The 23,901-nt window shown below is 71.0% G+C and carries 20 protein-coding genes; 5 read left to right on the top strand and 15 right to left on the bottom strand.

The features are described 5' to 3' along the window. Nucleotides 1–99 precede the first annotated feature (99 nt). Nucleotides 100–3,018 carry an FAD-binding and (Fe-S)-binding domain-containing protein gene (locus tag KY5_RS02600; RefSeq protein WP_098240646.1) on the bottom strand — a complete coding sequence of 973 codons (2,919 nt, stop codon included), beginning with the start codon at nt 3,016–3,018 and terminating at the stop codon, nt 100–102. A gap of 19 nt (nt 3,019–3,037) precedes the next feature. Then, on the bottom strand, nt 3,038–3,478 hold the full coding sequence (locus tag KY5_RS02595; RefSeq protein ID WP_098240645.1) for a MarR family winged helix-turn-helix transcriptional regulator: 441 nt from the start codon (nt 3,476–3,478) through the stop codon (nt 3,038–3,040). A gap of 118 nt (nt 3,479–3,596) precedes the next feature. Here KY5_RS02595 and KY5_RS02590 point away from each other — a divergent pair, with 118 nt between their 5' ends. From KY5_RS02590 to KY5_RS02580, 3 genes are all read left to right on the top strand, one after another. After that, complete coding sequence (locus tag KY5_RS02590) at nt 3,597–5,402, top strand: ABC transporter ATP-binding protein (protein ID WP_098240644.1); 1,806 nt, start codon at nt 3,597–3,599, stop codon at nt 5,400–5,402. 43 nt (nt 5,403–5,445) lie between these two features. Continuing rightward, nucleotides 5,446–6,264: an endolytic transglycosylase MltG gene (gene mltG, locus KY5_RS02585; RefSeq protein ID WP_098240643.1), complete on the top strand. Its 819-nt coding sequence runs from the start codon at nt 5,446–5,448 to the stop codon at nt 6,262–6,264. A 162-nt stretch (nt 6,265–6,426) separates the two neighbouring features. Beyond that, nucleotides 6,427–7,671, top strand: coding sequence for a S8 family peptidase (locus KY5_RS02580; protein WP_418952734.1), 1,245 nt, complete (start codon nt 6,427–6,429; stop codon nt 7,669–7,671). A 4-nt stretch (nt 7,672–7,675) separates the two neighbouring features. Here KY5_RS02580 and KY5_RS02575 read toward each other — a convergent pair whose 3' ends face one another. The 11 genes from KY5_RS02575 to KY5_RS43190 all read right to left on the bottom strand — a co-directional run bounded on the left by KY5_RS02575 (nt 7,676) and on the right by KY5_RS43190 (nt 21,022). Then, nucleotides 7,676–8,785, bottom strand: coding sequence for an NAD(P)-binding domain-containing protein (locus tag KY5_RS02575; protein ID WP_098240641.1), 1,110 nt, complete (start codon nt 8,783–8,785; stop codon nt 7,676–7,678). A gap of 7 nt (nt 8,786–8,792) precedes the next feature. Further along, entirely contained in the window at nt 8,793–9,233 is a 441-nt protein-coding gene (locus tag KY5_RS02570) for a cupin domain-containing protein (RefSeq protein WP_098240640.1), read from the bottom strand. A gap of 25 nt (nt 9,234–9,258) precedes the next feature. Next, complete coding sequence (locus KY5_RS02565) at nt 9,259–11,229, bottom strand: aminotransferase class I/II-fold pyridoxal phosphate-dependent enzyme (RefSeq protein ID WP_098240639.1); 1,971 nt, start codon at nt 11,227–11,229, stop codon at nt 9,259–9,261. Between the two features lie 8 nt (nt 11,230–11,237). Beyond that, nucleotides 11,238–12,218: an NAD-dependent epimerase/dehydratase family protein gene (locus tag KY5_RS02560; protein ID WP_098240638.1), complete on the bottom strand. Its 981-nt coding sequence runs from the start codon at nt 12,216–12,218 to the stop codon at nt 11,238–11,240. A gap of 13 nt (nt 12,219–12,231) precedes the next feature. Beyond that, complete coding sequence (locus tag KY5_RS02555; protein ID WP_098240637.1) at nt 12,232–14,970, bottom strand: non-ribosomal peptide synthetase; 2,739 nt, start codon at nt 14,968–14,970, stop codon at nt 12,232–12,234. A gap of 310 nt (nt 14,971–15,280) precedes the next feature. Beyond that, nucleotides 15,281–16,432, bottom strand: coding sequence for an ATP-grasp domain-containing protein (locus tag KY5_RS02550; protein WP_324959592.1), 1,152 nt, complete (start codon nt 16,430–16,432; stop codon nt 15,281–15,283). Between the two features lie 351 nt (nt 16,433–16,783). Beyond that, entirely contained in the window at nt 16,784–17,992 is a 1,209-nt protein-coding gene (locus tag KY5_RS02545; RefSeq protein WP_098240635.1) for an LLM class flavin-dependent oxidoreductase, read from the bottom strand. A gap of 2 nt (nt 17,993–17,994) precedes the next feature. Further along, complete coding sequence (locus KY5_RS02540) at nt 17,995–19,041, bottom strand: ABC transporter substrate-binding protein (protein WP_098240634.1); 1,047 nt, start codon at nt 19,039–19,041, stop codon at nt 17,995–17,997. A 59-nt stretch (nt 19,042–19,100) separates the two neighbouring features. Continuing rightward, nucleotides 19,101–19,892: an ABC transporter ATP-binding protein gene (locus KY5_RS02535; protein WP_098240633.1), complete on the bottom strand. Its 792-nt coding sequence runs from the start codon at nt 19,890–19,892 to the stop codon at nt 19,101–19,103. Beyond that, nucleotides 19,865–20,767 carry an ABC transporter permease gene (locus KY5_RS02530; RefSeq protein WP_098240632.1) on the bottom strand — a complete coding sequence of 301 codons (903 nt, stop codon included), beginning with the start codon at nt 20,765–20,767 and terminating at the stop codon, nt 19,865–19,867. The genes KY5_RS02535 and KY5_RS02530 overlap by 28 nt, the downstream gene beginning before the upstream one ends. A 171-nt stretch (nt 20,768–20,938) precedes the next feature. Continuing rightward, nucleotides 20,939–21,022 (bottom strand): putative leader peptide, encoded by an 84-nt coding sequence (locus KY5_RS43190; protein WP_355809829.1) that lies wholly within the window; start codon nt 21,020–21,022, stop codon nt 20,939–20,941. Between the two features lie 122 nt (nt 21,023–21,144). Between KY5_RS43190 and KY5_RS02525 the strand changes: the two genes are divergently transcribed. Then, complete coding sequence (locus KY5_RS02525) at nt 21,145–21,567, top strand: secondary thiamine-phosphate synthase enzyme YjbQ (RefSeq protein WP_098240631.1); 423 nt, start codon at nt 21,145–21,147, stop codon at nt 21,565–21,567. 230 nt (nt 21,568–21,797) lie between these two features. Continuing rightward, nucleotides 21,798–22,445: a hypothetical protein gene (locus KY5_RS02520; RefSeq protein ID WP_159072466.1), complete on the top strand. Its 648-nt coding sequence runs from the start codon at nt 21,798–21,800 to the stop codon at nt 22,443–22,445. A gap of 13 nt (nt 22,446–22,458) precedes the next feature. Here the strand turns inward: KY5_RS02520 and KY5_RS02515 are convergent, their stop codons facing one another. Together KY5_RS02515 and KY5_RS02510 are read right to left on the bottom strand one after the other, a co-directional pair. Beyond that, a complete protein-coding gene (locus KY5_RS02515; RefSeq protein WP_098240629.1) occupies nt 22,459–23,598 on the bottom strand; it encodes a zinc-binding dehydrogenase in 1,140 nt (379 codons plus the stop codon). Beyond that, nucleotides 23,595–23,897 carry a putative quinol monooxygenase gene (locus tag KY5_RS02510; RefSeq protein WP_098240628.1) on the bottom strand — a complete coding sequence of 101 codons (303 nt, stop codon included), beginning with the start codon at nt 23,895–23,897 and terminating at the stop codon, nt 23,595–23,597. The genes KY5_RS02515 and KY5_RS02510 overlap by 4 nt, the downstream gene beginning before the upstream one ends. Nucleotides 23,898–23,901 lie beyond the last annotated feature (4 nt).

The following is a 23,901-nucleotide window of genomic DNA, read 5'->3' as shown; positions in this document are numbered from 1 at the left end:
TCCGTCGTCGTGGTCTCTACCACTGGGCGGAAGCCACCTTGATGGCGGTGCGGACGAGAAGCAAGAGGCTGTAGTGATCGAGGAATTGGACTTCTCGCGCTACGGACGCGTGGCACGCTCCAGCTCGAGGAGTACGGAGTAGTAGCCGCGGCCCGTCGCGTGGTCCATGCCGACCTCGCACATGCGGTTCGCCGAGAGGTGCGCGTCGAAGGGGCGGGCGGTGACCTCGGCTGCCTCCTTGCGCGTGGCCGACTCCGTGAGTTCCTTGTGGAGCATGCCCCGGTCGCCCGCGAAGGCGCAGCACCCCGCGTCGTCGGGCACGACGACCTCGTCCGCGCAGGCCTCGGCCACGGCGCGCAACTGCGCCTCGTCGCCCAGGTGCCGCATGGAGCAGGTGGGATGCAGGACGGCCGAGCCGACGGTGCGGCGCACCGTAAGCCGGGGGAGGAGCTCGTCGGCGGCCCAGACGATCGAGTCGACGATCGTCAGCTCCTGGTGCAGCTGGCGGTTGTCGTCCGTCAGATAGGGCACCACCTCGTGCGCGATGCCGAGCGTGCAGGAGGACGCGTCGACGACCAGCGGGAGCCGCCCGCCCGCCGTCCAGCCCCACGCCGCCTCGACGATGCGGTTGGCCATGACCGTGTTGCCCGCGTCGTACCCCTTGGAGTGCCAGATCGTCGCGCAGCACGTCCCCGCGACGTCGTCCGGAATCCACACCGGCTTCCCCGCGCGCGCGGAGACCGCCACGACGGCCTCCGCCAGGGAACGGTCGCCGGGGCTCCCGAAGATGCGGTTGACGCACGCCGGGTAGTAGACGGCACAGGCGCCCACGCGCGCGGTGCGCGGCAGCTTGCGGGCCGCGGCCCCCGGGATCTGCGGCAGCCACTCCGGTACGAGATCGGGGCGCACGGCCTTGCGGGCGGTGCGGGTCACCGTGGTGAGCAGCCGGTCGCTGATCCGGTCCGCGGCGGCCACCGCGAGCCGCGCGGCCGCCTCGACCGCCGTGAAGTTCTTCGCGGTGAGCGCCGCGACCTTCTCCTCGCGGGGCGAGTGACGGGCGTGCCGGAAGTCCTTCATCAGGGCGCCCGTGTCGATGCCGACCGGACAGGCCAGCTTGCACGTCGAGTCGCCCGCGCAGGTGTCCACGGCGTCGTAGCCGTACGCCTCGACGAGCCCCTTCTCGACGGCGGAACCGGCGGGCTGGCGCATCATCTCGCGGCGCAGCACGATGCGCTGGCGCGGAGTCGTGGTCAAGTCCTCGCTGGGGCAGGTCGGTTCGCAGAAGCCGCACTCGATGCACGGGTCGGCGATCGGCTCCACCGTGGGGATGGTCTTCAGGCCGCGCAGATGGGCCTTCGGGTCCCGGTCCAGGACGATGCGCGGCGCGAGCACGCCGTCGGGATCGATGACCTGCTTGGTGCGCCACATGAGTTCGGTGGCCTTGGGGCCCCATTCGAGTTCGAGGAAGGGCGCGATGTTGCGGCCCGTGGCGTGCTCGGCCTTGAGGGAGCCGTCGAAGCGTTCGACGGTCAGGCGGCAGAAGTCGTCCATGAAGGCGGCGTAGCGGTCCACGTCGGTGGGCTTCGCCGCGTCGAAGGCGAGCAGGAAGTGGAGGTTCCCGTGCGCCGCGTGGCCCGCCGCTGCGGCGTCGAAGCCGTGCCGCGTCTGGAGTTCGAGCAGTGCCTCGCATGCCTCGGCGAGCCGTCCCGGGGGCACCGCGAAGTCCTCGGTGATCAGCGTCGTCCCCGAAGGGCGCGAGCCGCCGACGGCCGTGACGAACGCCTTGCGCGCCTTCCAGTATCCGTTGATCGTCCCCGCGTCGCGGGTGAAGGCGTTGGTCACCGAGGCGACGGGCGCGACCAGTTCGAGCCCTTCGAGGGCCTTGGCCGCGGCCGCTTCGTACGCTTCCTGGGCGGCCTCGTCCGGTGCGCGGAACTCCACCAGGAGCGCGGCCGTCGACTTCGGCAGCTCGGCCCAGTCGGCGGGCACCCCCTGCACGCTGACCGAGGCGCGCAGCGTGTTGCCGTCCATCAGCTCCACGGCGAGCGCACCGGCGGCGTTGAACAGCGGCACCGCCGCGGCGGCCGCGGGCAGCGAGGGGAAGAAGAGCAGCGCGCTCGTCGTGTGCCGGTCCAGCGGCAGTGTGTCGAACACGACCTCCGAGATGAAGCCGAAGGTGCCCTCGGAGCCGACCATCAGGCCGCGCAGGATCTGCACGGGGCTCGCGCCGTCGAGGAAGGCGTCCAGGCGGTAGCCGTTGGTGTTCTTGATCTCGTACTTGGCGCGGATGCGGGCGCTGAGTCCGGCGTCCGCCTCGATCTCCCGCTTGATGGCCAGGAGGCCCTCGCAGAGGGCGGGTTCCGCGTGGGCCAGCTGCTCGTCGGCGTCGGGGTCCGCCGTGTCCACGACCGTCCCCGAGGGGAGGACGAAGGTCAGTGAGGCGACCGTGCGGTAGGAGTTGCGGGTGGTGCCCGCCGTCATGCCCGACGCGTTGTTCGCGACGACGCCGCCGATGGTGCAGGCGATGGCGCTCGCCGGGTCGGGGCCGAGCACCCGGCCGAACCGCGACAGCGTGGTGTTGGCGCGCACCACCGTGGTGCCGGGGCCGATGCGGGCCCGCTCGCCCTCGCCGATCACCTCGATGCCCGACCAGTGCTTGCGCACGTCGACGAGGATGTCCTCGCCCTGGGCCTGGCCGTTCAGCGATGTCCCCGCCGCGCGGAAGACGACCTCGCGGCCCTTGCCGTGCGCGTACGAGAGGACGGCCGACACGTCGTCGATGTCCTCGGGGACGACCACGACCTGCGGCAGGAACCGGTAGGGGCTCGCGTCCGACGCGTACCGCACCAGGTCGGAGACCTTCGTCAGGACCTTGTCGGCGCCGAGCAGCGCGATCAGTTCGGTGCGCAGCGGCTCCGGCGTGCCGGAGGCCCGCAGGTCCGCCACCCGGTCGGGTGATGGCTCCGGGGCGCGCGACATGGGGCGCAGGGCGTCCGGCTCGGGCTCCAGCAGGGGCATGGGCTCTCCTCGGCGGTGGTCAGCAACGACGTCCGGGGTCGTCGAGCAGGGCGGACAGCAGGCCGCCGAGCACCTCGCGCTGTTCGGCGGTCAGTGGGGCCAGGATGTCCTCTGCGGCGGCTCTGCGCGCGCTGCGCAGCTTCTCGAGGGCGTCCTGCCCCGCGTCCGTGAGTTCGATCCGGATGACACGGCGATTGCTCAGATCGGGCGCGCGGCGCACCAGGCCGCCCGACTCCAGGCCGTCGACGAGGCTCGTCACCGCGCGCGGCACCACTTCGAGGCGCTGTGCCAGGTCGGCCATGCGCGGCGGTGTCTCGTAGTGCGCGAGGGTGCGCAGCAGCCGGGACTGGGCCGGGGTGATGCCCACCGGCTCCAGATGGTGCTTCTGGATGCGGTGCAGCCTGCGGGTGAGCCGCAGCAGCTGCTCGGCGAGAGGGCCGTCGGTGTCCGGGGTGCTCATGACGGGAACATTATCAGGACCAAGTGCATTGTGAGTATAGGTAACAGTGAGCTATGCTCCCTGAATCTCGCACCGGATCAGCCATCGCGTCCCGTACGCACTCACCCCGTAGGAGCCCATGCGTCACGACGAACCCTCCTGGACGCCGCCGCCCCAGGCCCCCGGCCAGGAACCGCCGCGCCAGATGCGCCGCATCCTTCGCCTCTTCCGTCCCTACCGCGGGCGCCTCGCGGTCGTGGGCCTGCTGGTCTGTGCCGCGTCCCTCGTCTCGGTCGCGACCCCCTTCCTGCTCAAGGAGATCCTCGACACCGCGATCCCGCAGGGCCGCACGGGACTGCTGAGCCTGCTCGCGCTCGGCATGATCGTCAGCGCGGTCGTCACGAGCGTCTTCGGCGTCCTGCAGACCCTGATCAGCACCTCCGTGGGGCAGCGGGTCATGCACGACCTGCGCACCGCGGTCTACGGCCGACTGCAGAGCATGTCGCTGGCCTTCTTCACCCGCACCCGCACGGGCGAGGTCCAGTCCCGGATCGCCAACGACATCGGCGGCATGCAGGCGACCGTCACCTCCACCGCCACGTCCCTGGTCTCGAACCTCACGAGCGTGATCGCGACCGTCGTCGCCATGCTCGCCCTGGACTGGCGCCTGACCGTCGTCTCGCTGCTGCTGCTCCCCGTGTTCGTGTGGATCAGCCGCCGGGTCGGCCGCGAGCGCAAGAAGATCGCCACGCAGCGCCAGAAGCAGATGGCCGCGATGGCCGCGACGGTCACCGAGTCCCTCTCCGTGAGCGGCATCGTCCTGGGCCGCACGATGGGCCGCGCGGACTCCCTCACCAAGTCCTTCTCCGACGAGTCCGAACAGCTCGTCGACCTGGAGATCCGGTCGAACATGGCGGGGCGCTGGCGCATGGCCGTCATCTCGATCGTCATGGCCGCCATGCCCGCCGTCATCTACTGGACCGCGGGCATCGCGTTCCAGATGGGTGGCCCGACCGTCTCGATCGGCACGCTCGTCGCCTTCGTCTCGCTCCAGCAGGGCCTGTTCCGGCCCACGGTCAGCCTGCTCTCCACCGGCGTGCAGATCCAGACCTCGCTCGCGCTCTTCCAGCGCATCTTCGAGTACCTCGACCTGCCCGTCGACATCACCGAGCCCGAGCACCCCGTCCGCCTCGACAAGATCAAGGGCGAGGTCCGCTTCGAGGACGTCGAGTTCCGCTACGACGAGGAGTCCGGGCCCACGCTCCAGGGCATCGACATCGCGATACCCGCGGGCGGCAGCCTCGCCGTGGTCGGCCCCACGGGGTCCGGCAAGTCGACCCTGAGCCACCTCGTGCCCCGGCTGTACGACGTGACGGGCGGACGCGTCACGCTCGACGGCGTCGACGTGCGCGACCTGGACTTCGACACGCTCGCCCGCGCCGTCGGCGTGGTCTCCCAGGAGACCTACCTCTTCCACGCGTCGGTGGCCGACAACCTCCGCTTCGCCAAGCCCGACGCCACCGAGGAGGAAATGATCGCCGCGGCCCGCGCGGCCCAGATCCACGACCACATCGCGTCCCTGCCCGACGGGTACGAGACGGTGGTCGGCGAGCGCGGCCACCGCTTCTCCGGCGGTGAGAAGCAGCGCCTGGCCATCGCCCGCACGATCCTGCGGGACCCGCCCGTCCTCATCCTCGACGAGGCGACCAGCGCCCTGGACACCCGCACCGAGCGGGCCGTGCAGGAAGCCATCGACGCCCTGTCCGAGAACCGCACCACGCTCACCATCGCCCACCGGCTCTCCACGGTCCGCGGCGCCGACCAGATCGTGGTCCTCGACGGCGGGCGCACCGCGGAGCGGGGCAGTCACGAGCAGCTCCTGGCGCGCGACGGGCGGTATGCCGCGCTCGTCCGCAGGGACGCGCAATTGGAGCCCGCGACATGACGATATGCCAGGAATGCACCCTTTTGCGGGTTACCGTGCCCGCATGCAGACCAAGACTCCGCGACGGGGCACGATTCGACTGACGCGGCGGGGCCGGATCGCCCTGATCGCGACCGGAGCCGTCGCGGCGGCCACCGCCGTGGCGGTGCCGCTGATGCTTCCGGACGACGACGCGCGGCCCGAGTCGCTGACCATCCCCGAAGGCTGGCGCTCGGGCCAGGTGTACGAGGCCGTGGACAAGGCGCTCAAGGTGCCGTCGGGCAGTACGAAGAAGGCCGTCCCCAAGGCGAACCTCAAGCTCCCCAGCGACGCCGGAGGCAACCCCGAGGGGTACCTCTTCCCCGCCACGTACCCGATCAGCTCCCAGTCGACCCCGGCCTCCGTCCTGTCGTACATGGTGAACACGGCGACGAAGAAGTTCGGCGGCAGCCAGGTCACCGCGGGCGCCGACCGCAACGCGGTGAACGTCTACCAGACCGTCACCATCGCCAGCATGATCGAGGCCGAGGCGGGCACCAAGGCGGACATGGGCAAGGTGGCCCGGGTCATCTACAACCGGCTCGACCAGGGCATGCCATTGCAGATGGACTCCACCGTCAACTACGCCCTGAACCGCTCCACGCTGGCCACCAGCGACCGCGACACGAAGATCAACAGCCCGTACAACACCTATGCGCGGATGGGCCTGCCGCCCACGCCGATCGGCAACCCGGGCGAAGAGGCGATGCGGGCGGCGATCAGCCCGGCGCGTGGGGACTGGCTGTACTTCGTGACCGTGAAACCGGGTGACACGCGGTTCACGTCGAGCTTCGAGACGCACCAGAAGAACGTCGCGGAGTTCAACAGGACAGGGAAGAGCTAGGCGCCCTCCCCGGCCCCGGTAGGGACACTTGTGCCGCGCGGAGCGGCGCGAGACTCTGGCATGCGCTCCGCGCCGAACCACCGGCAACGACCGCGCCACGCACCGCACATGACCCGACCCCACCCCTGGTCAACGAAAGGTTCAGGTGCACCGGGAATGAGAATGCCCTCGCGTCGGCGGACGGCGGCGGTGCTGCTGCCCGCCGCGCTCATAGCCGCAGGACTCCAGCTCGGCGCCACACCCGCAGGTCATGCCTCATCCGGCCCCTCCGCCGGGGAGCTGCGGCTCGCGCGTGGCGCCGAGATCGCCGTGCCGGACAGCTGGATCGTCGTTCTGAAGGAACCCGCGAAGGCCGGTGCCGACGCGGCCGTGCCGACCGTGGCGCGCGAGCTCGTGGGCCGGGCCGAAGGGGCCCGGCTCGGGCATGTGTACCGGGCGGCGCTGCACGGCTTCTCGGCGCGGATGAGCCGCGCGGAGGCGGCCGGGATGAGCGCCGACCCCCGCGTCGCGTACATCCGTCAGGACACCCGGGTGCGCGTGGCCGACGCGGCGGCGGACCAGACCCAGCCGAACGCGCCCTGGGGCCTGGACCGGATCGATCAGCGGCGCCTTCCGCTCTCCACCACGTACACGTACCGCACGACCGCGCCGGGCGTGAGCGTGTACGTCATCGACACGGGTCTGCGGACCACGCACAAGGAGTTCGGCGGCCGGGCTTCGGTCGGCACCGACACGGTGGGCGACGGGCAGAACGGCAACGACTGCAACGGCCACGGCACCCACGTCGGCGGCATCGCCGCGGGCACGACGTACGGAGTGGCCAAGAAGGCCCAGCTGGTGGCGGTGCGCGTGCTCGACTGCCAGGGGTCCGGCACCACATCGGGCGTGATCGCGGGCGTCGACTGGGTGACCAAGAACGCGGCGCGCCCCGCCGTCGCGAACATGAGCCTGGGCGGCTCGGCGAGCGACGTCCTCGACAGCGCGGTGCGCAACTCCGTCCGCTCCGGGGTCACCTACACCGTCGCGGCGGGCGGTTCGGGCCAGGCGGGCGGCGCGTGCGGCACCTCGCCCGCGCGGGTGCCCGAGGTGATCAGCGTCGGCGCCAGCGACCGCGCCGACCGCAGGGCGGGATCCTCCACCTACGGTGACTGCGTCTCCCTGTTCGCGCCGGGCGTGCAGATCCCCTCGGCGTGGAACGGCGGCGACACCGCGACGGCGACCCTCAGCGGCACGTCGATGGCCACGGCGCACGCCGCGGGGGCGGCCGCGCTCCATCTCGGGTTCCGGCCCACGGACACCCCGGCGCAGGTGAAGCGGGGGCTCGTGGAGAACGCCACCACCGGGGTCCTCCAGGGGCCTCCGCCGGTCGTGCCCGACCGGCTGCTCTACACCCTGTACCTGCCCTAGGGCCTCATGCCCTGACCGGCTCTGCCGCGAGCAGCCGCTGGATCTCCCGTACCGCCGCACGGCCCGCGCGGTTGGCGCCGATGGTGCTCGCCGAAGGCCCGTACCCGACCAGATGGACGCGCGGATCGGCGGCGGCGCGGGTGCCCTCCATGCGGATGCCGCCGCCCGGTTCGCGCAGCCGCAGTGGGGCCAGGTGCTCGATCGCCGGGCGGAAACCCGTCGCCCAGAGGATGACGTCCGCGTCGACGCGGCGCCCGTCGTCCCACTCGACGCCGCTCGGCGTGATGCGGTCGAACATGGGGAGCCGGTCGAGCACGCCGTCGGCCCGAGCCTGCCGGATGGCGTCGTTCACGGGCAGCCCCGTCACCGACACCACGCTCCGTGGCGGGAGGCCCTGACGCACGCGCTCCTCGACCATGGCCACGGCCGAGCGCCCCCAGTCCTCGTTGAAGGGTCCTTCGCGGAAGACCGGCGGACGGCGGGTGACCCAGGTCGTCGCCGCCGCGTACGGGGCGATCTCCATGAGGTGCTGCGTGCCGGACGCACCACCGCCCACGACGACGACCCGCTGCCCCGCGAACGCCTCGGGTCCCGGATAGACCGCCGTGTGCAACTGCCGCCCGCGGAACGTCTCCTGACCCGGGTAGCGGGGCCAGAACGGCCGGTCCCAGGTGCCCGTCGCGCTGATGACGGCGCGCGTCGACCAGGTGCCCGCGGAGGTCTCGACGAGCAGGCGGCCCGCCTCGCCCTCGCGGACTCCCCGCACGTCGACGGGGCGTCGCACCCGCAGGTCGAAGCGGCGTTCGTACGCCTCGAAGTACTCGGCGATGACCTCCGACGACGGGCGCGCGGGGTCCGCGTCCGTCAGCTCCATGCCCGGAAGCGAGTGCATCCCGTGGACCTTCGCGTACGTCAGGGAGGGCCAGCGGAACTGCCAGGCACCGCCGGGCCGGGGCGCGTGGTCGAGCACCTCGAAGTCCCGACCGGGTTCGAAGCCGACCCGCCGCAGGTGATGGGCGCTGGACAGGCCCGCCTGACCAGCGCCGATGACGACCACGTCCACGTCTTGTACCGCCGCTCGGGCGGCCGCGTCTCGTACCCCGATGTCGTTCACATTTCTACTAACTACATCGGGGTCGGAGATCTTCCCGCGGCTGGGCGGTCTTCGTCTCCACCGTCAGGAACGACAGGGGTTCCTCGCCGATGTTCTTCAGGTCGTGCAGATGGTGGCGTCCCTCGCCGAGACGGAAGTGGAGGGTCTGGCCGCGGACGAAGGAGATCTCGCGGCTGGCGCCGTCCTCGGAGTGCTGGCGTGCGTGGCCGTCGGTCAGCGCGATCCAGGTGTAGTCCCGCTCGTGCCGGTGGACGGGGATGCGCGCGCCCGGCTCCAGAAGGGTCTCCCAGACGCGTACCAGGCCGGTCTCCTTGATGAGGGTCTGGCCCAGCTGGCCGTGGTGGGTGTTGGTCTCGAACTCCTTGTGCAGGGGCGGGCTCCAGCGGTCATACCCCTCGGCGACGACGGTGCTGGTGAAGGGGAGGTCGGAGCGGGAATCGTGACCCACGAAGGGATCCTTTCGGTCGTGGTGCTCACACCGAGGCGGAGAGCGCGGCGAGCAGCGTGTCGTTCGCGCGGCGGTCGCCGATCGAGACGCGGCAGGTGGCGGGAATGACGAATCCGGTGTCGGCGACCACGATCCCCGCGGCGGCGAACCGCGCCATCACCTGTTCGTGCTTGTGCAGCCGGACGAGGAGGAAGTTGGTCTCCGAGGGGAACACCCGCTCCACCGAGGGGTGTTCGGCGAGGGCCGCGGCCATCCGGTCGCGCTCGGCACGGATGCGCCGGACGCTGTCGAGCGCCTCGTGGGAGTTGGTCAGCCGGTGCCGCGCGGCGCGCTGGGAGGCGTCCGTGAACCCGAAGGGCACCTGCACCCGCCGCAGCGCGTCGACGAGACCGGGACGGGCCAGCGCGATCCCGCAGCGCGCGCCCGCGAGCCCCCACGCCTTGGAGAGGGTCCTGAGCACGATGAGGTTGTCGTGCTCGGCGACCCGACCGGCGTACGAAGGGGTGTCGCTGAACTCGGCGTAGGCCTCGTCGATCACCACGATGCCGCGGGTGCGCGTCACCAGGTCGAGCACCTGTGCCCGGTCGAGCCGGGTGCCGACGGGATTGTTCGGGTCGCACAGGAACGTCACCCGGGGATCGGCGGCCAGGATCCCCTCGACGTCGAGTTCGTCGAGGTCGTCGCCGCGCAGCGGACTGTCGACGACGGGCAGGCGAAGGACGCGGGCGAAGTGGGCGTAGAGCGGAAAGGTGGGCGGCGTGACGCAGACGGACTCGCCGGGTGACGCCAGCGCCGCGAGCAGCAGCATGGCGCCGTCGACCGACCCGCTGGAGAACAGCACGTGCTCCGGACTCAGCGCCTCGACACCCTGGTGGCCGGGCAGCTTCGCGATCGTCGTCAGATAGGTCCTGGCGAGTTCGGTGGTGTCGAGATGGGGGTAGACGGCGTCGGCGCCGAGGAACGGATTGGTGTTGCTCGACAGGTCGATCGTGTCGAAGCGCGGCTGGCGGCGGAAGCGGGCGGGGCCGGGCACCGGGACCGCGGCGACCGGATCGGTCGCGAACCGCGACAGGGCGCTGTCGGCTTCTTCGGCGGCGGGCGGCAGGTCAGGGGCGCGCAGCCAGTGGTCGAGGGGGACGAACAGGTCGGCGCCCACGCCCCGCTTGCGCTCGGAGCCCCCGGAGCCCAGGTGGACCCACTCCAGACCGGAGCTCCGCGCGTCGAGGCAGAGCCGGTACAGAGTGGCGTCTTCGAGGCTCTCGCGTGCGACGGGATCGTGGTGACCGACGGCCCCCGCGAGGTGGTAGATCCCGCGCCCGGTGTGGGACTCCACCAGGAGCGCGACCTGGACGACTGCGTCCTCGGCGTCCGCGACCTCCTTGCGGCGGCGCACGAGCAGCTCGGCGCGGTCCGCCGGGGCGCCGTGGGCCAGCGCGTCGAGAGCGTCGGCGTTGTACGGCGTCGGGCCGTGCCCCGCGCGCTCGGCGACCCGCCGATGGAGCGCGACGAAGGCATCGCGCGCCCAGCCGTGCGCGGTCAGCTCGCTCAAGGGGATCCGCTCCCAGGTCAGGTCCTGGGACACCGCCTCGTGGTGCGCGCGGAGTTCGCGGAGCCGGTCGGCCCCGACGCGACCGCGCAGCAGAACGTCCACGTCCTCGGTCAGCCGTACGACGCATTCGCTGTCGGCGGCGACGGGGACGAAGCCCGCGGCCCGCAGCGCGCCGGGGTCGTCGGTGCGCCGCACATGGGGGACGAGGAGTTGGGCGACGCCGAGGGAGCGCGCCTGCTCGATGAGCGCGTCGAGGGCCTGGGGCGTGGGGGCGGGGGTGGTCGGTGCGTACGGTGCCGCGCCGCCGACCAGGGTGGGCCGCTCGGTCGGCGCGGTGCACGCGCCGACTTCCACGCCCAGTCGGGCCGGCGTGCACACCGGCGCGTCGGTGCCGAGGGCGGCGCACAGCACACGCCGGAGCGCGTCGATGTCGATGGGCCTGCGCATGCTGCTCCCTAACCCCGTTCGCCGACGGGCTGACCGACGGACGTCCCGATGCCGTGTTCGGTGACGTACGCGTCGATGCGGTCGCGGTACTCCTCGAACAGCTCGGCCATGGTGCGGGCGATCCCGGCCCGCCAGCCGACGGCGCAGTCGCCGATCAGCGCGCGGCGGGCGTCGTGGTCGAAGATCGCCGTCTCCCGGCTGAGGTCGCCCGGGTCGAGCCGCACCGGCACGCCGGTGAGCTCGGACATATACGTCAGGAGGTCGGTCATGCCGACCTCCTCGTCGCCGCCCCAGTTGAGTACGCGCGCGGGCGCCTGCGCAGCGCCCCAGAGCAGCGGCACCTGGCGGACGAGGTCGTCGACGTGCAGGAGGTTGCAGTAGTTCTGCCCCTCGCGCGGCACCGCGCAGGGGCGGCCCGCCCGCATCTGGTTGAAGAGGATCATGGGTACGCCGCCGTGGCCGTGCACGCCGTAGGCGATGTTGAGCCGGGCGATCACCGAGGGCAGCCCGAGCGCCTCGCTCAGCCCCCGGACCACGCCCTCCGCGGACAGCTTCGCGATCGGGTACGTCGGCAGCCAGGGCGCCGCACCGCCCAGCGGGTCGCTCTCGCGGTAGCGGTGGGTGCGGTCGGCCCGGTTGTACACGACCCCGGACGACACGTACAGGAACGCCTCCGCGGTGGCGCAGTGCGTCATCAACTGGGCGGTGCCCGCGGCGTTGACACGGGCCGTCTCGTCGAAGTCCTTGCCGTCGCCGCGGTGCACCGCGGAGTGCAGTACGTGGGTGAAGTCGTCCGGCAGGTCCGTCAGGTCACCGGCGGCCATGTCCCAGGTGAAGGTGTGGGCGCCGCGCTCCTCCAGTGCCTTGCGCGCGGACAGGTCACCGAACCGGCCCAGGCACCACACCTCGTTGTCGGCGGCGAGCGCCTCGGCCACGGGCCGCGCGACCTGCCCGGTCCCGCCGGTCAGCAGAATCTTCTTGCCTTGCATGCCTATTCCGTCCTTAGCCGAGCGCACGGGCCAGTTCACGGCGCAGTGTCGTCTGGAAGGTCTGCACGTGCTGCGGGCTCATCAGGGTGTAGTGCTCGCCGTCGACCTCGATGAACGTGGTGGGGCGCCGGGTGAAGTCGTCCCAGTGGCGCAGCTGGTTGTCCAGCCACTCCTGCTTGGTGCCCTTGAGCGGAGTGCAGTAGAAGACGTGCGCCTGTCCGACCGACCCCGAGGGTTCGTAGTCGCGGCCGAGGTGCACCATGCTCTGCGCCAGGTGCACCCAGGCGGTGAACCGTTCGACGGTCAGGTCGAGTTCGGTCAGACGCCGTTTCGGTGCCTGGTCGATCAGATGCGCCAGTTGGTCGGCCGCGGGCAGCGGGCGCAGCCGGGCGGTGAGCTCCGGGATGTCGGCCGCGTCGATCAGTTCGAGGAACAGCGCGAGGTTGATCGCGCCGTCGGTGAACGTGATCTCGTTCATGCGGCCCGAGATGCTCGGCGGCAGATTGAACACACCGACGAACTTGACCTCGTCGCCGTCCGCCTCGAGCCGCTTGGCGATCTCGAAGGCGACCGCGCCGCCGTAGGAGTACCCGGCGACGGCGTAGGGGCCGTGGGGCTGCGCCCGGCGGATCGCCGTCACATAGGTCGCGACCATCTCGTCGAAGGACGCGAAGTGCGTCTCGCCCTGCCCGAACCCGCGCGCCCGCAGCGCGTAGAACGGCCGCTCCCCGGTGAAGTACTTGGCGAGGTTGATGAACACGAGGACCTCGCCGAGGCCGGGATGCACGCAGAACAGCGGTGTGCCCTCGCCGGTGACCTGAAGAGGCACCAGCGGGTCGTACGCCGCGTCTCCGCCCGCGCCCCGGCCGCCGGTGAGACGTCCGGCCAGCGCCCGGACGGACGGCGCCTGGAGGAGGGTCGACATAGGCACGTCGTCGATGCCGAACTCGTTCTGGATCTCCAGCTTGAGCCGCAGCACGTCCAGCGAGGTGCCGCCGAGGTCGAAGAAGCTGGCCGTCGCCGGCACCTTCGCGAGGCCGAGCGCGCGGGCGTAGATGGCGGCGAGCGCGGTCTCCGTGGCGCCCTCCGGGGCCACGTACCCGCCGAGGAACCGGGTGCTCACCTCGTCCGCGCGGCGGGCCGCCGCGTCGAGGGTGCCGCTCTCGACGGCGGTGCGCAGCCGGGTCCGCTGGACCTTGCCGAGGTTGCCCCGGGGGATGTCCGCGACGGTGACCGGCAGGACGAGCTGCGGGCGGAAGCCCCAGTGCATGACCGTGGAGCTGCGGATAGCCACGATCGCCTGGTAGACGGCCGTGTCGTCGGCGAGGTCGCCCTCGGGTACGAACGCGATGGCGAGCTGCTCGGAGTCGGCGCCCTCGGGCCGGACGGGGAAGGCCGCGACCTGGCCGCGCCGCACCTCGCCCAGCTCGTCCAGGACGGTCTCCAGGTCATGGCTGTAGTAGTTGACGCCGTTGACGATGATGGAGTCCTTGGTGCGGCCGACCAGCGTCAGCCGCCCGTCGGCGTCGAGCTGCCCCAGGTCGCCGGTGCGGAACCAGCCGTCGGCGGTGAACGCCTGGGTGGTGGCGCGGTCGTTGGCGAAGTACCCGTCGGTGACCATCGTGCCGTGCAGCTGCACCTCGCCGGGTTCGGTGACCCCCGGCCGGTCGGTGGAGGCGAGGACGGTGCCGCTCTCGTCGGCGACGCGGATGCGCAGGCCCTGGACGGGGCGCCCCAGCGGAGGGAACTCGGTGCCCCGGTCGCGGGTGGCGAAGTCCCGGTTGAACACGCTGCCCGCGCAGGTCTCCGTCATCCCGAAGGCGGGGACGATCACGTCGTCGCGCAGCCCGTACGGGGCGAGGTGGGTCAGGAACTCCCGCACGGTCGCGGTCACCGTGGCCTCGCCGCCGGAGATGACGTGCCGCACCTGCGAAAGGTCCACCTCCTGCGGGGCGGGGGGCCGCTGCGCGAGCGCCTGATTGATCTGTCCGAACAGGAAGTTGGGCGTGAAGGTCACCTTGACGCGGTGCGCCGTGAGCAGCCTGAGGAACTCCACGGGGTCGGCGAGCACGGTCGCCGGAACCGTCATGACCTGGTCGGCGCCGTTGAGCATCGGCAGCAGGTGCGCCTCGATCGCGGCGATGTGATCGGTCGATATCCAGTTCAATATCGTGTCGGCGGGCCCCAGTTCGAGCGCGCCCGCCTTGCCGGCCTGTGCCGCGAGCAGATTGGCGTGGGTGAGCCTGACGGCCTTGCTGGATCCGGTGGAGCCGGAGGTGAGCATCAGCAGGGCGAGGTCGTCGGGCGCCGCCGCGGGGATCCGGACGTGGGCGGGAGCGGCGTGGCTCAGCTCGTCCACCGTCGCCGCGCGCAGCCCGACGTCGGGCAGATCGGCGTGGGACACCTTGGACACGAGCACCAAGGGATCGCCCAACAGGTCGCGCAGGTACTCCAGTTGAGTCGCCCAGCGGGAGGGGTCGGCCGGTGGCGCGACGGGGCACGGGACGAGCCCGGCGAGGAGGGATCCCCAGAAGGCGCGGAAGAAGGTCTCGGGTTCATCGGCGACGATCAGGACCCGGTCGCCGGGGGTGGTGCCGAGGCCGTGCAGCCCTTGAGCGATCCGCTCGGCGGAATCCCGCAGTTCGGCGTAGGTCAGGAAGGAGCCGCCGATGAAAGTGATGCCTCGTGCGGTGTCGCGGGCGGCGCTCTCCAGCAGGTGCGGAAGCGTGGAAAGGGAACGGTGATCCGGCATGGGGGCGAAGACCTCCGATCGAAAAGATGGAGAGAGAAATAGTCACATGAGGAGAAGGATGCAGGCGGATAATTCCGCGAGTTGGAGGAGGTGGGTGTGACGTCACGCGAATGCCGTGGACATGCCCGAGAGCTCGCTATCGGTCACCTTGGATCACTCAGGTGCCCGCCTGGATCAGGCGCGCGAGGAGAGGGAACGGCATACGGCGCGGACCGGGTGCGCTTCGGTTCCCGAAGGGAGAGGGGTCCGGCGAAGCGGAAGGGAGTTGCCACAGGACCGGGAAGAAATCGGCGTCAGGGGCGCGGCGTTCTCAGCAGACCTCGTTGAATCTCACGATGTCCTCGATCTTCTTCTGCAACGTCGCCTCGTCCGCGTCGGAAACGATCGCGTAACCGACCATCCCGTAGGGGCCCACGCGCGCGTCGGGCGTCGAGGGGTAGGAGATCTCGTCGAGCTGGAAGGCGCGCTCGAAATCGGCTTGGGTCGCCGTGCCGTTGGTCGAGGGGCGCAGAAGAATATGCGCGTGAAAGCGCTCGGGGTTCGGGTCGGCCTCGATCGGCGGAACTCCCTCGCCGAGAGCCAGGCTGATCTCGATGTCAAAGAGGTTGACGCCGTACGTCAGTTCATTGCATCGCGGGGAAAGGCCACCGGGGAGACGCAGTGCGCATTCGCCGAACGTCAGCCCCTCGGCTTCCTTGAACATTTCGAGGTGGAAGACGCAGTCGGGCGCTTCGAGACTCTTCAGCGCGTCCGTGGCCAGCGTCTCCGCCTGCTCGTACAGTGCCGCGTGCAGCCTCCTGTCCAGGATGTACGCGGCCATGATGCCGCCCTGCGCGGCGCTGAGGGGCGAGGCGTGATACCCCACCAGGGTCCACCACCGCAGGCCCCCGTCGCCCCAGACGCCGTCGACGTAGATCTCCGGGGCGTCGATGAAGGATTCCGCGACGACCGCGACGTCCGAGCGGTCGGGAAAGGGGTTCAGAGCCTGCTCGTAATCCTCCGGCGAGCGCACGATAGTCGTACGGAGCGAGCCGCCTCCGTTCGCCGGTTTGATGACGAAGGGGTTGCCGAGCTCGGTGGCGAGCTCCTCGAAGGTGGTGCCGCTCGGCACGTACCGGCAGTGCGCGCGGCGCACGTGCGGCGGCAGGCTGTTCTTCTGGAGGTACTTGTCCCGAAAGTGGAGGACCCTTTTTGAATCAGGATTTCCGGGAAGGTTGAGCTGTTGCCTCAGATAGGCTGCCCCGAAGACGCCCATTTCGTGGCAGCTGAGAACTCCTGCGACGTCCTCGATTCGCGCCGCGAGCACCGCGCGCAGAATCTCATGGGCGTTCTCGATGTCGGAGACGGACGTGAAGTCGATGCCCTGGGGCGGGACTGCGGGCCGCGGCACGATGTAGAAAGGGGTCAATCCCCTTCTCCGTAGCGCCAGGTCAAGGTCGTCCCGGTAACCGATGACAATCATTGCGGGCATTCTTGTTCCCCCGAATTACGGCTAGCTAAAAACTTTGGAGAAGCTACTTGCCGTACTGCTACCACCCGAGAGGGGCGGTCAGTGCCAACGCATTGGCATCGTGTCACAGGGAAACAGGGATGGGGATATGCCCAATCAAGATCTTTTACAGCTGTTGGTGTGAGCTGGGTCACAACTTACGCTTTGTGATGGGCGGGTGCGTATTCGTATGCGGCGTTTCCGCTCATCACGGTGTATTCACCATGCTGTTCCCGCATGGCGGTACATCGGGAATATCGACCGGACCCCGACCGACCCCCCGAACGAACCCCGGGCGGGCGCGCCGCCCGGGGCCCGAGGCCCTCAGCGTCCGCCGGCCACCAGCAGCGGCGCGCCGCCGGGCGCGGACGCGGGACGGCCGTTCGCCGCGGGCACCCCGCCCAGGGGCGAGGCCGGAATGCGCGCGAGCAGACCGCGCCGCGCCAGGTCGGGGCTCACGCCCTCGCCGAACCAGTACGCCTCCTCCAGGTGCGGATAGCCGGACAGCACGAAGTGGTCCACGCCCAGGGCGTGGTACTCCTCGATGCGGTCGGCGACGTCCGCGTGACTGCCGACGAGCGCCGTGCCCGCGCCGCCGCGCACGAGGCCCACGCCCGCCCACAGGTTGGGCGCGATCTCCAGCTTGTCCCGGGAGCCGCCGTGCAGCGCGAGCATCCGCTGCTGGCCGACCGACTCGCTGCGGCCGAGCGCCTCCTGCGCGGCCGCCACGGTGTCCGGGTCGAGATCGTCGAGCAGCCGGTTCGCGGTCGCCCACGCCTCGGCCGCGGAGTCGCGCGAGATCGTGTGCAGCCGGATGCCGAAGCGGACCGTGCGTCCTTCGCGCTCGGCGAGCCCGCGGATCCAGTCGATCTTCTGCTTGACCTGCTCCGGCGGCTCGCCCCAGGTCAGATAGACATCGCTGTGCCGCGCGGCGACCGGCCCGGCGGCCGCCGACGAGCCGCCGAAGAAGATCTCCGGCAGCGGGTCGGGCGGCAGCGCGGTCAGGCCGCCGTCGATCCGGTAGTGCTCGCCGTCGAAGTCGTACGGCAGCCCGCTCCACACCCCGCGGACGACCGAGAGGAACTCGTCGGTGCGGGAGTAGCGGCGGTCGTGGTCCAAGTGGTCGCCGAACCGGCGCTGTTCGGTCGAGTCGCCGCCCGTGACCACGTTCAGGAGCAGCCGTCCGCGCGTGATGCGCTGATAGGTCGCCGCCATCTGCGCGGCGAGCACGGGGGAGATGACGCCGGGGCGGAACGCCACGAGGAACTTGAGGCGTTCGGTGTGCTGGGCGAGCGCGACCGTCGTCAGCCACGCGTCCTCGCACCACGTCCCGGTCGGCGTGAGCACCGCCTCGAAGCCCAACTGCTCGGCGGCCTTGGCGATCTGGGCGAGGTACTCGATGTCGGGCGCCCGCACACCGCTGACCGGAGTGACGCGGGAGCGCGTGATGCCGCCGTCGGTGTAGGCGTGCCGGTCGACGAGGGTGCGGCCGTCGCCGCCGGTCGGCAGGAACCAGTGCAGGTGGACGGTCATCGTCAGTTCTCCTCGGGGTACGTGCGCGGCGCGGTGGTGGAGGGCGGCAGACCGCCGTTGAAGCGGGTGTCGACGAAGTCGCCGAAGTCGATGCGGCGCGGGATCAGCTTCAGGTCGGTGAAGGTGTCAGCGATGTCCTGCTCGGTGCTGATCACGTTCTTGTCCACGGCGACGGGGACGCGGGTGCCGTTGCTGCGCTTGACCGACGCGAGGGCGACCTCGTACGGCAGACCCGTGTCCTTCGCCCAGACCTTCGCCCACTCCTGCGGGTGCTTGTAGACCCAGGCCTGGGCCCTGCGCAGCCGCTTGAGGTAGTCGTCGATCGCCGCGGACTTCTTCTCGTCCCCGAGCGCGCCGGGCGCCGCCACCTGGAAGCTGATCCCGTTCACCACGCCTTCGCCGTCGGCCAGGACGCGCCCTTTCTTGGGCTGGAGGATCTGCGAGGTGTACGGATCCCAGACGGCCCAGGCGTCCACCTTGCCGCCGGTGAAGGCGGCGAGCGCGTCGGCGGGTTGCAGGTACTTGGCCTTGATGTCGTCGAAGTCGAGCCCGGCCTTCTTGAGGGAGGCGACGAGCTGGTAGTGCGCCGACGAACCCTGCGCCACCGCGACCGACTTGCCCTTGAGGTCCGCGGCGCTCTTCAGGGGCGAGTCGTTCGGGACGAGGATCGCCTCGCCGTTCGCCGTGCCGTGGCTCGCGGCGATGACCGAGATCTTCGAGTCGGCGCCCGCCGCGAAGACGGGCGGCGTGTTGCCCACCGCGCCGAGGTCGACGGCCTTGGCGTTGATCGCTTCGAGCAGCGGGGGCCCGGAGGTGAAGGTCGACCAGCGGATCTTGTACGTGAGGTCGTCGAGTTCCCCGGCCGCACGCAGCACCGCTTCCGAACCTCCCCTCTGGTCGCCGACGTTGAGGGTGAGCGACCCCTTGCCGTCGACCGAGCCACCGGCACCGCCCGACGAGGTGTCGGCGGACGAGGTGCCGGTGCAGGCGGCGAGCAGCAGGGCCAGGGGGAGGAGCAGGGCGGCTGGGGCGAGGCGTGGTCGTCGCATGGCTGTGGTGTGAGATCCGTTCGTGAGAGGGGGGGAGGCGTGTGGGGTGTGAGGGGCCGTCAGGAGACGTTGTGTGAAGGGTTTTGGGTGGCATCGGGCTGCTCCACGCCGAGCCGCCGCAGCAGCTCCGCCCGGATCTCGGCGAACCGCGGATCGGCGATCCCGCGCGGCCGGTCCAGATCGATCTCCCTCTCGTACGCGATGACGCCCTCATCCATGACGAGCACGCGGTCGGCGAGCAGCACGGCCTCCTCGACGTCGTGCGTGACGAGCAGCACCGCGCAGCCGCGGCGCTGCCACAACTCGTCGACGAGGCGCTGAGCCTTGATCCGGGTCAGTGCGTCGAGCGCGCCGAACGGCTCGTCGAGCAGGAGCAGATCGGGCTCGCGCACCAGGGCGCGGGCCAGCGAGGCGCGCTGGGCCTCGCCGCCGGAGAGCGTCTTGGGCCAGGCGTCCGTGCGGTGCTTGAGGCCGACCTCGGTCAACGCCTGTTCCGCGACATCGCGCCGGGGCTTGCCGGGCAGGCCGAGCAGCACGTTGCGCCACACCCGCTTCCACGGCATCAGCCGCGGCGACTGGAACGCGACGGCCTTGCGGCGCGGTACGAGGACGGTGCCCTCGATGTCGCGGTCGAGTCCGGCGAGGATGCGCAGGAGGGTCGACTTGCCGCAGCCGCTGCGTCCGAGCAGCGCCACGAACTCGCCCGGCTTGACGTCGAGGTGGAGCCGGTCGATCACGGCGCGCCCGTCGAAGGAGCGGGTCAGGCCGTCCACGCGTACGGCGAAGGGGGCGGATCCCGTGGGGGCGTTCACCGCAGGGGTGGTCACCGGCCGGTGAACGTCGGTCGCCATTGCAGCAGCAGCCTTTCGAGGGTGCGGACGATGAAGTCGGCGATCAGGCCGAGGAAGGCGTAGACGATCAGGCAGACGACGATCACGTCGGTGCGCAGGAAGTCACGGGCCTGGACCATCACGAAGCCGATGCCCGCGTCGGCGTTGACCTGCTCGGCGAAGACCAGGGCCAGCCAGGCGATGCCCAGCGAGTAGCGCAGCCCGGTCATGGCGCCGGGCAGCGCTCCGGGCAGGACGACGTGCCGCACGAGCCCCCAGCGGGAGAGCCCGAGCGACTCCCCGGCCTCGATCAACTGGGCGTCGACGCCACGGATTCCGGCGTACACGTTGAGGTAGAGGGGGAAGGAGACGCCCAGCGTGATGATGGCGATCTTGGGCGTCTCGCCGATGCCGAACCAGATGATGAACAGGGGGATCAGCCCCACGAACGGCACGGTCCGCAGCATCTGCACGCTGGCGTCCACGAGGTCCTCGCCGATCCGGAAGAGCCCGGCGACCAGGGCGAGCGCGGTGCCGACGACGGTGCCGAACAGCAGCCCGACGGCGACGCGTTGCAGCGAGACGCCCATGGCGGAGGGCAGCGATCCATCGGCGATCATGTCGCCCGCGAGGCGCGCGATGGTGCCGGGCGGGGCGAGCACGTCGTCCGTCAACGCGCCCGTGGAGCTGAGGACCTGCCACAGGGCGAGCAGGAGGAGCGGGCCCGAGGTGCGGCGCAGCCAGCGGGGGACGTGGGTGCGGCGGCTCGAGGCGGGGACGAGGGGGACGAGTTCCGGACCGGGCGCGTCCTCGCGGGGCGCGTCGTCGAGGGCCGGATTCTTGGATATACCGGAAATGTCGGTTGAGGCATGCGGCGGCGCATGACTGGTGCTCATGGGTGCTCCACGGCGGGGGAGGGGTGGCCGGGGCGGGACGGCGCGCGTCAGCGGCACTCGGGCGCGCGTGGCGCACGCACAGGGCATGCGCACACAGAGATCACGCGGGAGCGGCGGAGAGCGCCCGGCCGACCGGGCGGGAAGGAGAGGGGAAGAGCGGGTGAGAGGGCGTCAGCAGCCGCGACGACACGCGGAAGAGGCCACCCGCAGCAGGTCGATGTGACCGCGCGTGGTGAGCAAGGCTGAACGCAACATGCCGCAGAACGTAGCCAGATCGCGTACGCAGGGTCAATGCCGTCTCGAAAGGCGGACGCCGCGTATCAGTGCTCGGAAGGTGCCGTCGGCGATCAGCGGGTGCGATGGGGGAGGATGGAGCCATGTCCGATGCCTTCACCACCCGGGTCCTGACCATCGACACCGGCTCGGCCGAGACGGTCGTCGACCTCACCCACGCCTGCGAGCGCTTCCTGCGGGAGGCGGCGGCGGGCCGCGACGGCCTCCTCAACGTCTTCGTCCCGCACGCCACGGCGGGCATCGCCGTCCTGGAGACGGGCGCGGGCAGCGACGACGACCTTCTCGCCGCGCTGCACACGCTGCTCCCCGCCGACGACCGCTGGCAGCACCGCCACGGCAGCCCCGGCCACGGCCGCGACCACGTCCTGCCCGCCCTGGTACCGCCCCACGCGACGCTGCCGGTCGTCGGCGGCAGCCTGGAGCTCGGCACCTGGCAGTCGGTGTGCCTGGTCGACACGAACCGGGACAACCCGAGGCGGCAGGTGCGGTTGTCGTTCCTGGGCTAAGGGCCTGAGGTCGGTATCGCCTTCTGCGTCGTCCGTCAGGAACCGTCTAGGCCATACGGGTTACCTCTTATGTGCTCGTGCGTTCTTCCGCGCCTCGCGTCAGTAGCTTGGTGAGTGCATGCCGTCATGGGGCGGCGTCGTCGGTTCGGGAGGAGCGCGCCATGCGCAGGTTTTCCTTTGTCGCGGCAGCGGTTGCGGGAGTCATCGGTTTGTCCCTGGGGAGCACCGCCGTGGCGGAGCAGCCCGGAGTGCGGCCGGCCGCGCGCTATCTGAACCTCCACCAGTGCGTCTACGTCGGGAGCGGCGGGCACTACACGAACGTGCTGCCCAACACGGCGAACACCGCCTTCAACACCGGCACGAACGCCTCCAGCACGCCGGACACCACGCTCTCCTGCGGACCCGGGAGCGGGGGCTGGAGGCCGGCGCCCGCCAACTCCGCGGTGAAGGCCTTCGACCTCACCGCCGGTCGGTACCTGAACGTGCACCAGTGCGTGTACTTCTCACCCGGGCAGCACTACACGGCGGTCCTCCCGAACACTCCGAACGTCAACTTCAACACCGGCACCAACGTCTCCGACACGGCCGACACGAAGCTCAACTGTGGCCCCGGCGGAGGCGGCTGGCGGCTGCTCCTGGCCAACTCCGCCGTCAAGTCGTTCGACCTGGCCGACCATCAGTACCTCAACCTGCACCAGTGCGTGTGGACTTCGAGCGGGCAGTACTACATGGGACTGCTGCCCAACACGCCCAATGCCAACTTCAATACCGGCACCAACGCGTCGGGCACGGCCGACACCGCGCTGAAATGCCTTCCCGGCGGCGGAGGGTGGGCTCTCGACCCTTCCGACTCGGCGTTCCTCCCCTTGGGCGGTTGAGCCTGGTCCGATCTCAGGCGCCCAGCATGCCCGACGTGTCGATGACCTGGCGGATCGCCCGGCCCGAAGCCAGCTCCTCCAGCGCCGTGTTGATGTCGGCCAGCGGGAGTGTGCCGCTGTGCATGTGCTCCACCGGCATCAGGCCCGCGCGCCACAGGTCCAGGAACCTCGGGATGTCCCGGCGCGGCACCGCGTCACCCATGTACGAGCCAAGGAGGGACTTGCCCTCGCCCGCGAACGCGAGGGCGGGCACCTGCAGGACCCGGTCGGGCGCGGGAAGGCCGACCGAGACGACCTTGCCGCCCCGGGCCACGGCCGTCAGGCACTCCGCCATCACCGGCGCGCTGCCGACCGCCTCCACCGCCAACTCGGCTCCGCCGGAGGTGAGTTCGCGGATCTGTCGGACCGCGTCGTCGGGGGCGTACGCATGGGTCGCGCCCAGCCGCAGGGCCAGCTCGCGCTTCTCCTCGACCGGGTCGACCGCGATGATCGGGCAGGCGCCCGCGGCGCGGGCGCCGAGGACCGCGGAGAGGCCCACGCCGCCCAGGCCGTAGACCACCGTCGACTGACCGGGGCGCAGGGCCGCCGTGTTGATCACCGCGCCCGCGCCCGTCAGCACCGCGCAGCCGAACATCGAGGCGACGGCGAACGGGACGTCCTTGGGGATCGGCACCAACGATTCCTGGGCGAGGACGGCGTGTTCGGAGAACGCGGAGACGCCCAGCTGGTGGAGGACCGGGGCGCCGGAGGCGTCGGTCAGCAGGGGCGGGCCGTGCAGGAGCGCACCGGAGCCGTTAGCCGCCGCGGCCTTCGCGCAGAGGGCGGGACGGCCCGCCGCGCAGTCGGCGCAGAAGCCGCAGCTCGGTACGTAGACGAGCGCCACGTGGTCGCCGGGGGAGACCCGGGAAACGCCGGGTCCTGTGTCCTGGACGACACCGACCGCCTCGTGGCCAAGGGCCATCGGCAGCGGACGGACCCGGTCGCCGTTGACCACCGAGAGGTCCGAGTGGCAGAGCGAGGCGGCGGCGACGCGGACCAGTACCTCGCCCTCGCGCGGGGCGCCGAGCTCCAGCTCCTCCACCTCGACGGGGCGGGTCCCGGAGTACGGGCGGTCCTTCGCGATGCCGCGAAGCACCACCGCACGGGTCTTCACGCGTCCACCTCCCCACGCGGGGCGCAGCGCAGGACGTCGCGGCTCTCCAGGAGCGGGACGACCTTGCCGAGCACGATCTCCTGGAAGTGCGGCGTCGCGCAGTGCGCGGCGAAGTCCGCCTCGGAGGCGTACTCCTCGTAGAGCACGATCGCGCGCGGGTCCTCGGTGCCCTGGTGGACCCGGTAGGCGAGGTTGCCGGGCTCCAGGCGGGAGGCGGCGGCCACCGTGTCGAGCAGGGGCAGGACGGTGTTCTCCGCTCCGCTTCTGGTGCGGTAGCGGGCTACGACCACGAAGGTCATGGGG

Origin of the sequence: Streptomyces formicae, from assembly GCF_002556545.1 — a bacterium.
Taxonomy (GTDB): Bacteria; Actinomycetota; Actinomycetes; order Streptomycetales; family Streptomycetaceae; genus Streptomyces; species Streptomyces formicae_A.
Note: the sequence above shows the minus strand (reverse complement) of the source record. Positions and strands in the feature narration are given on the sequence as shown.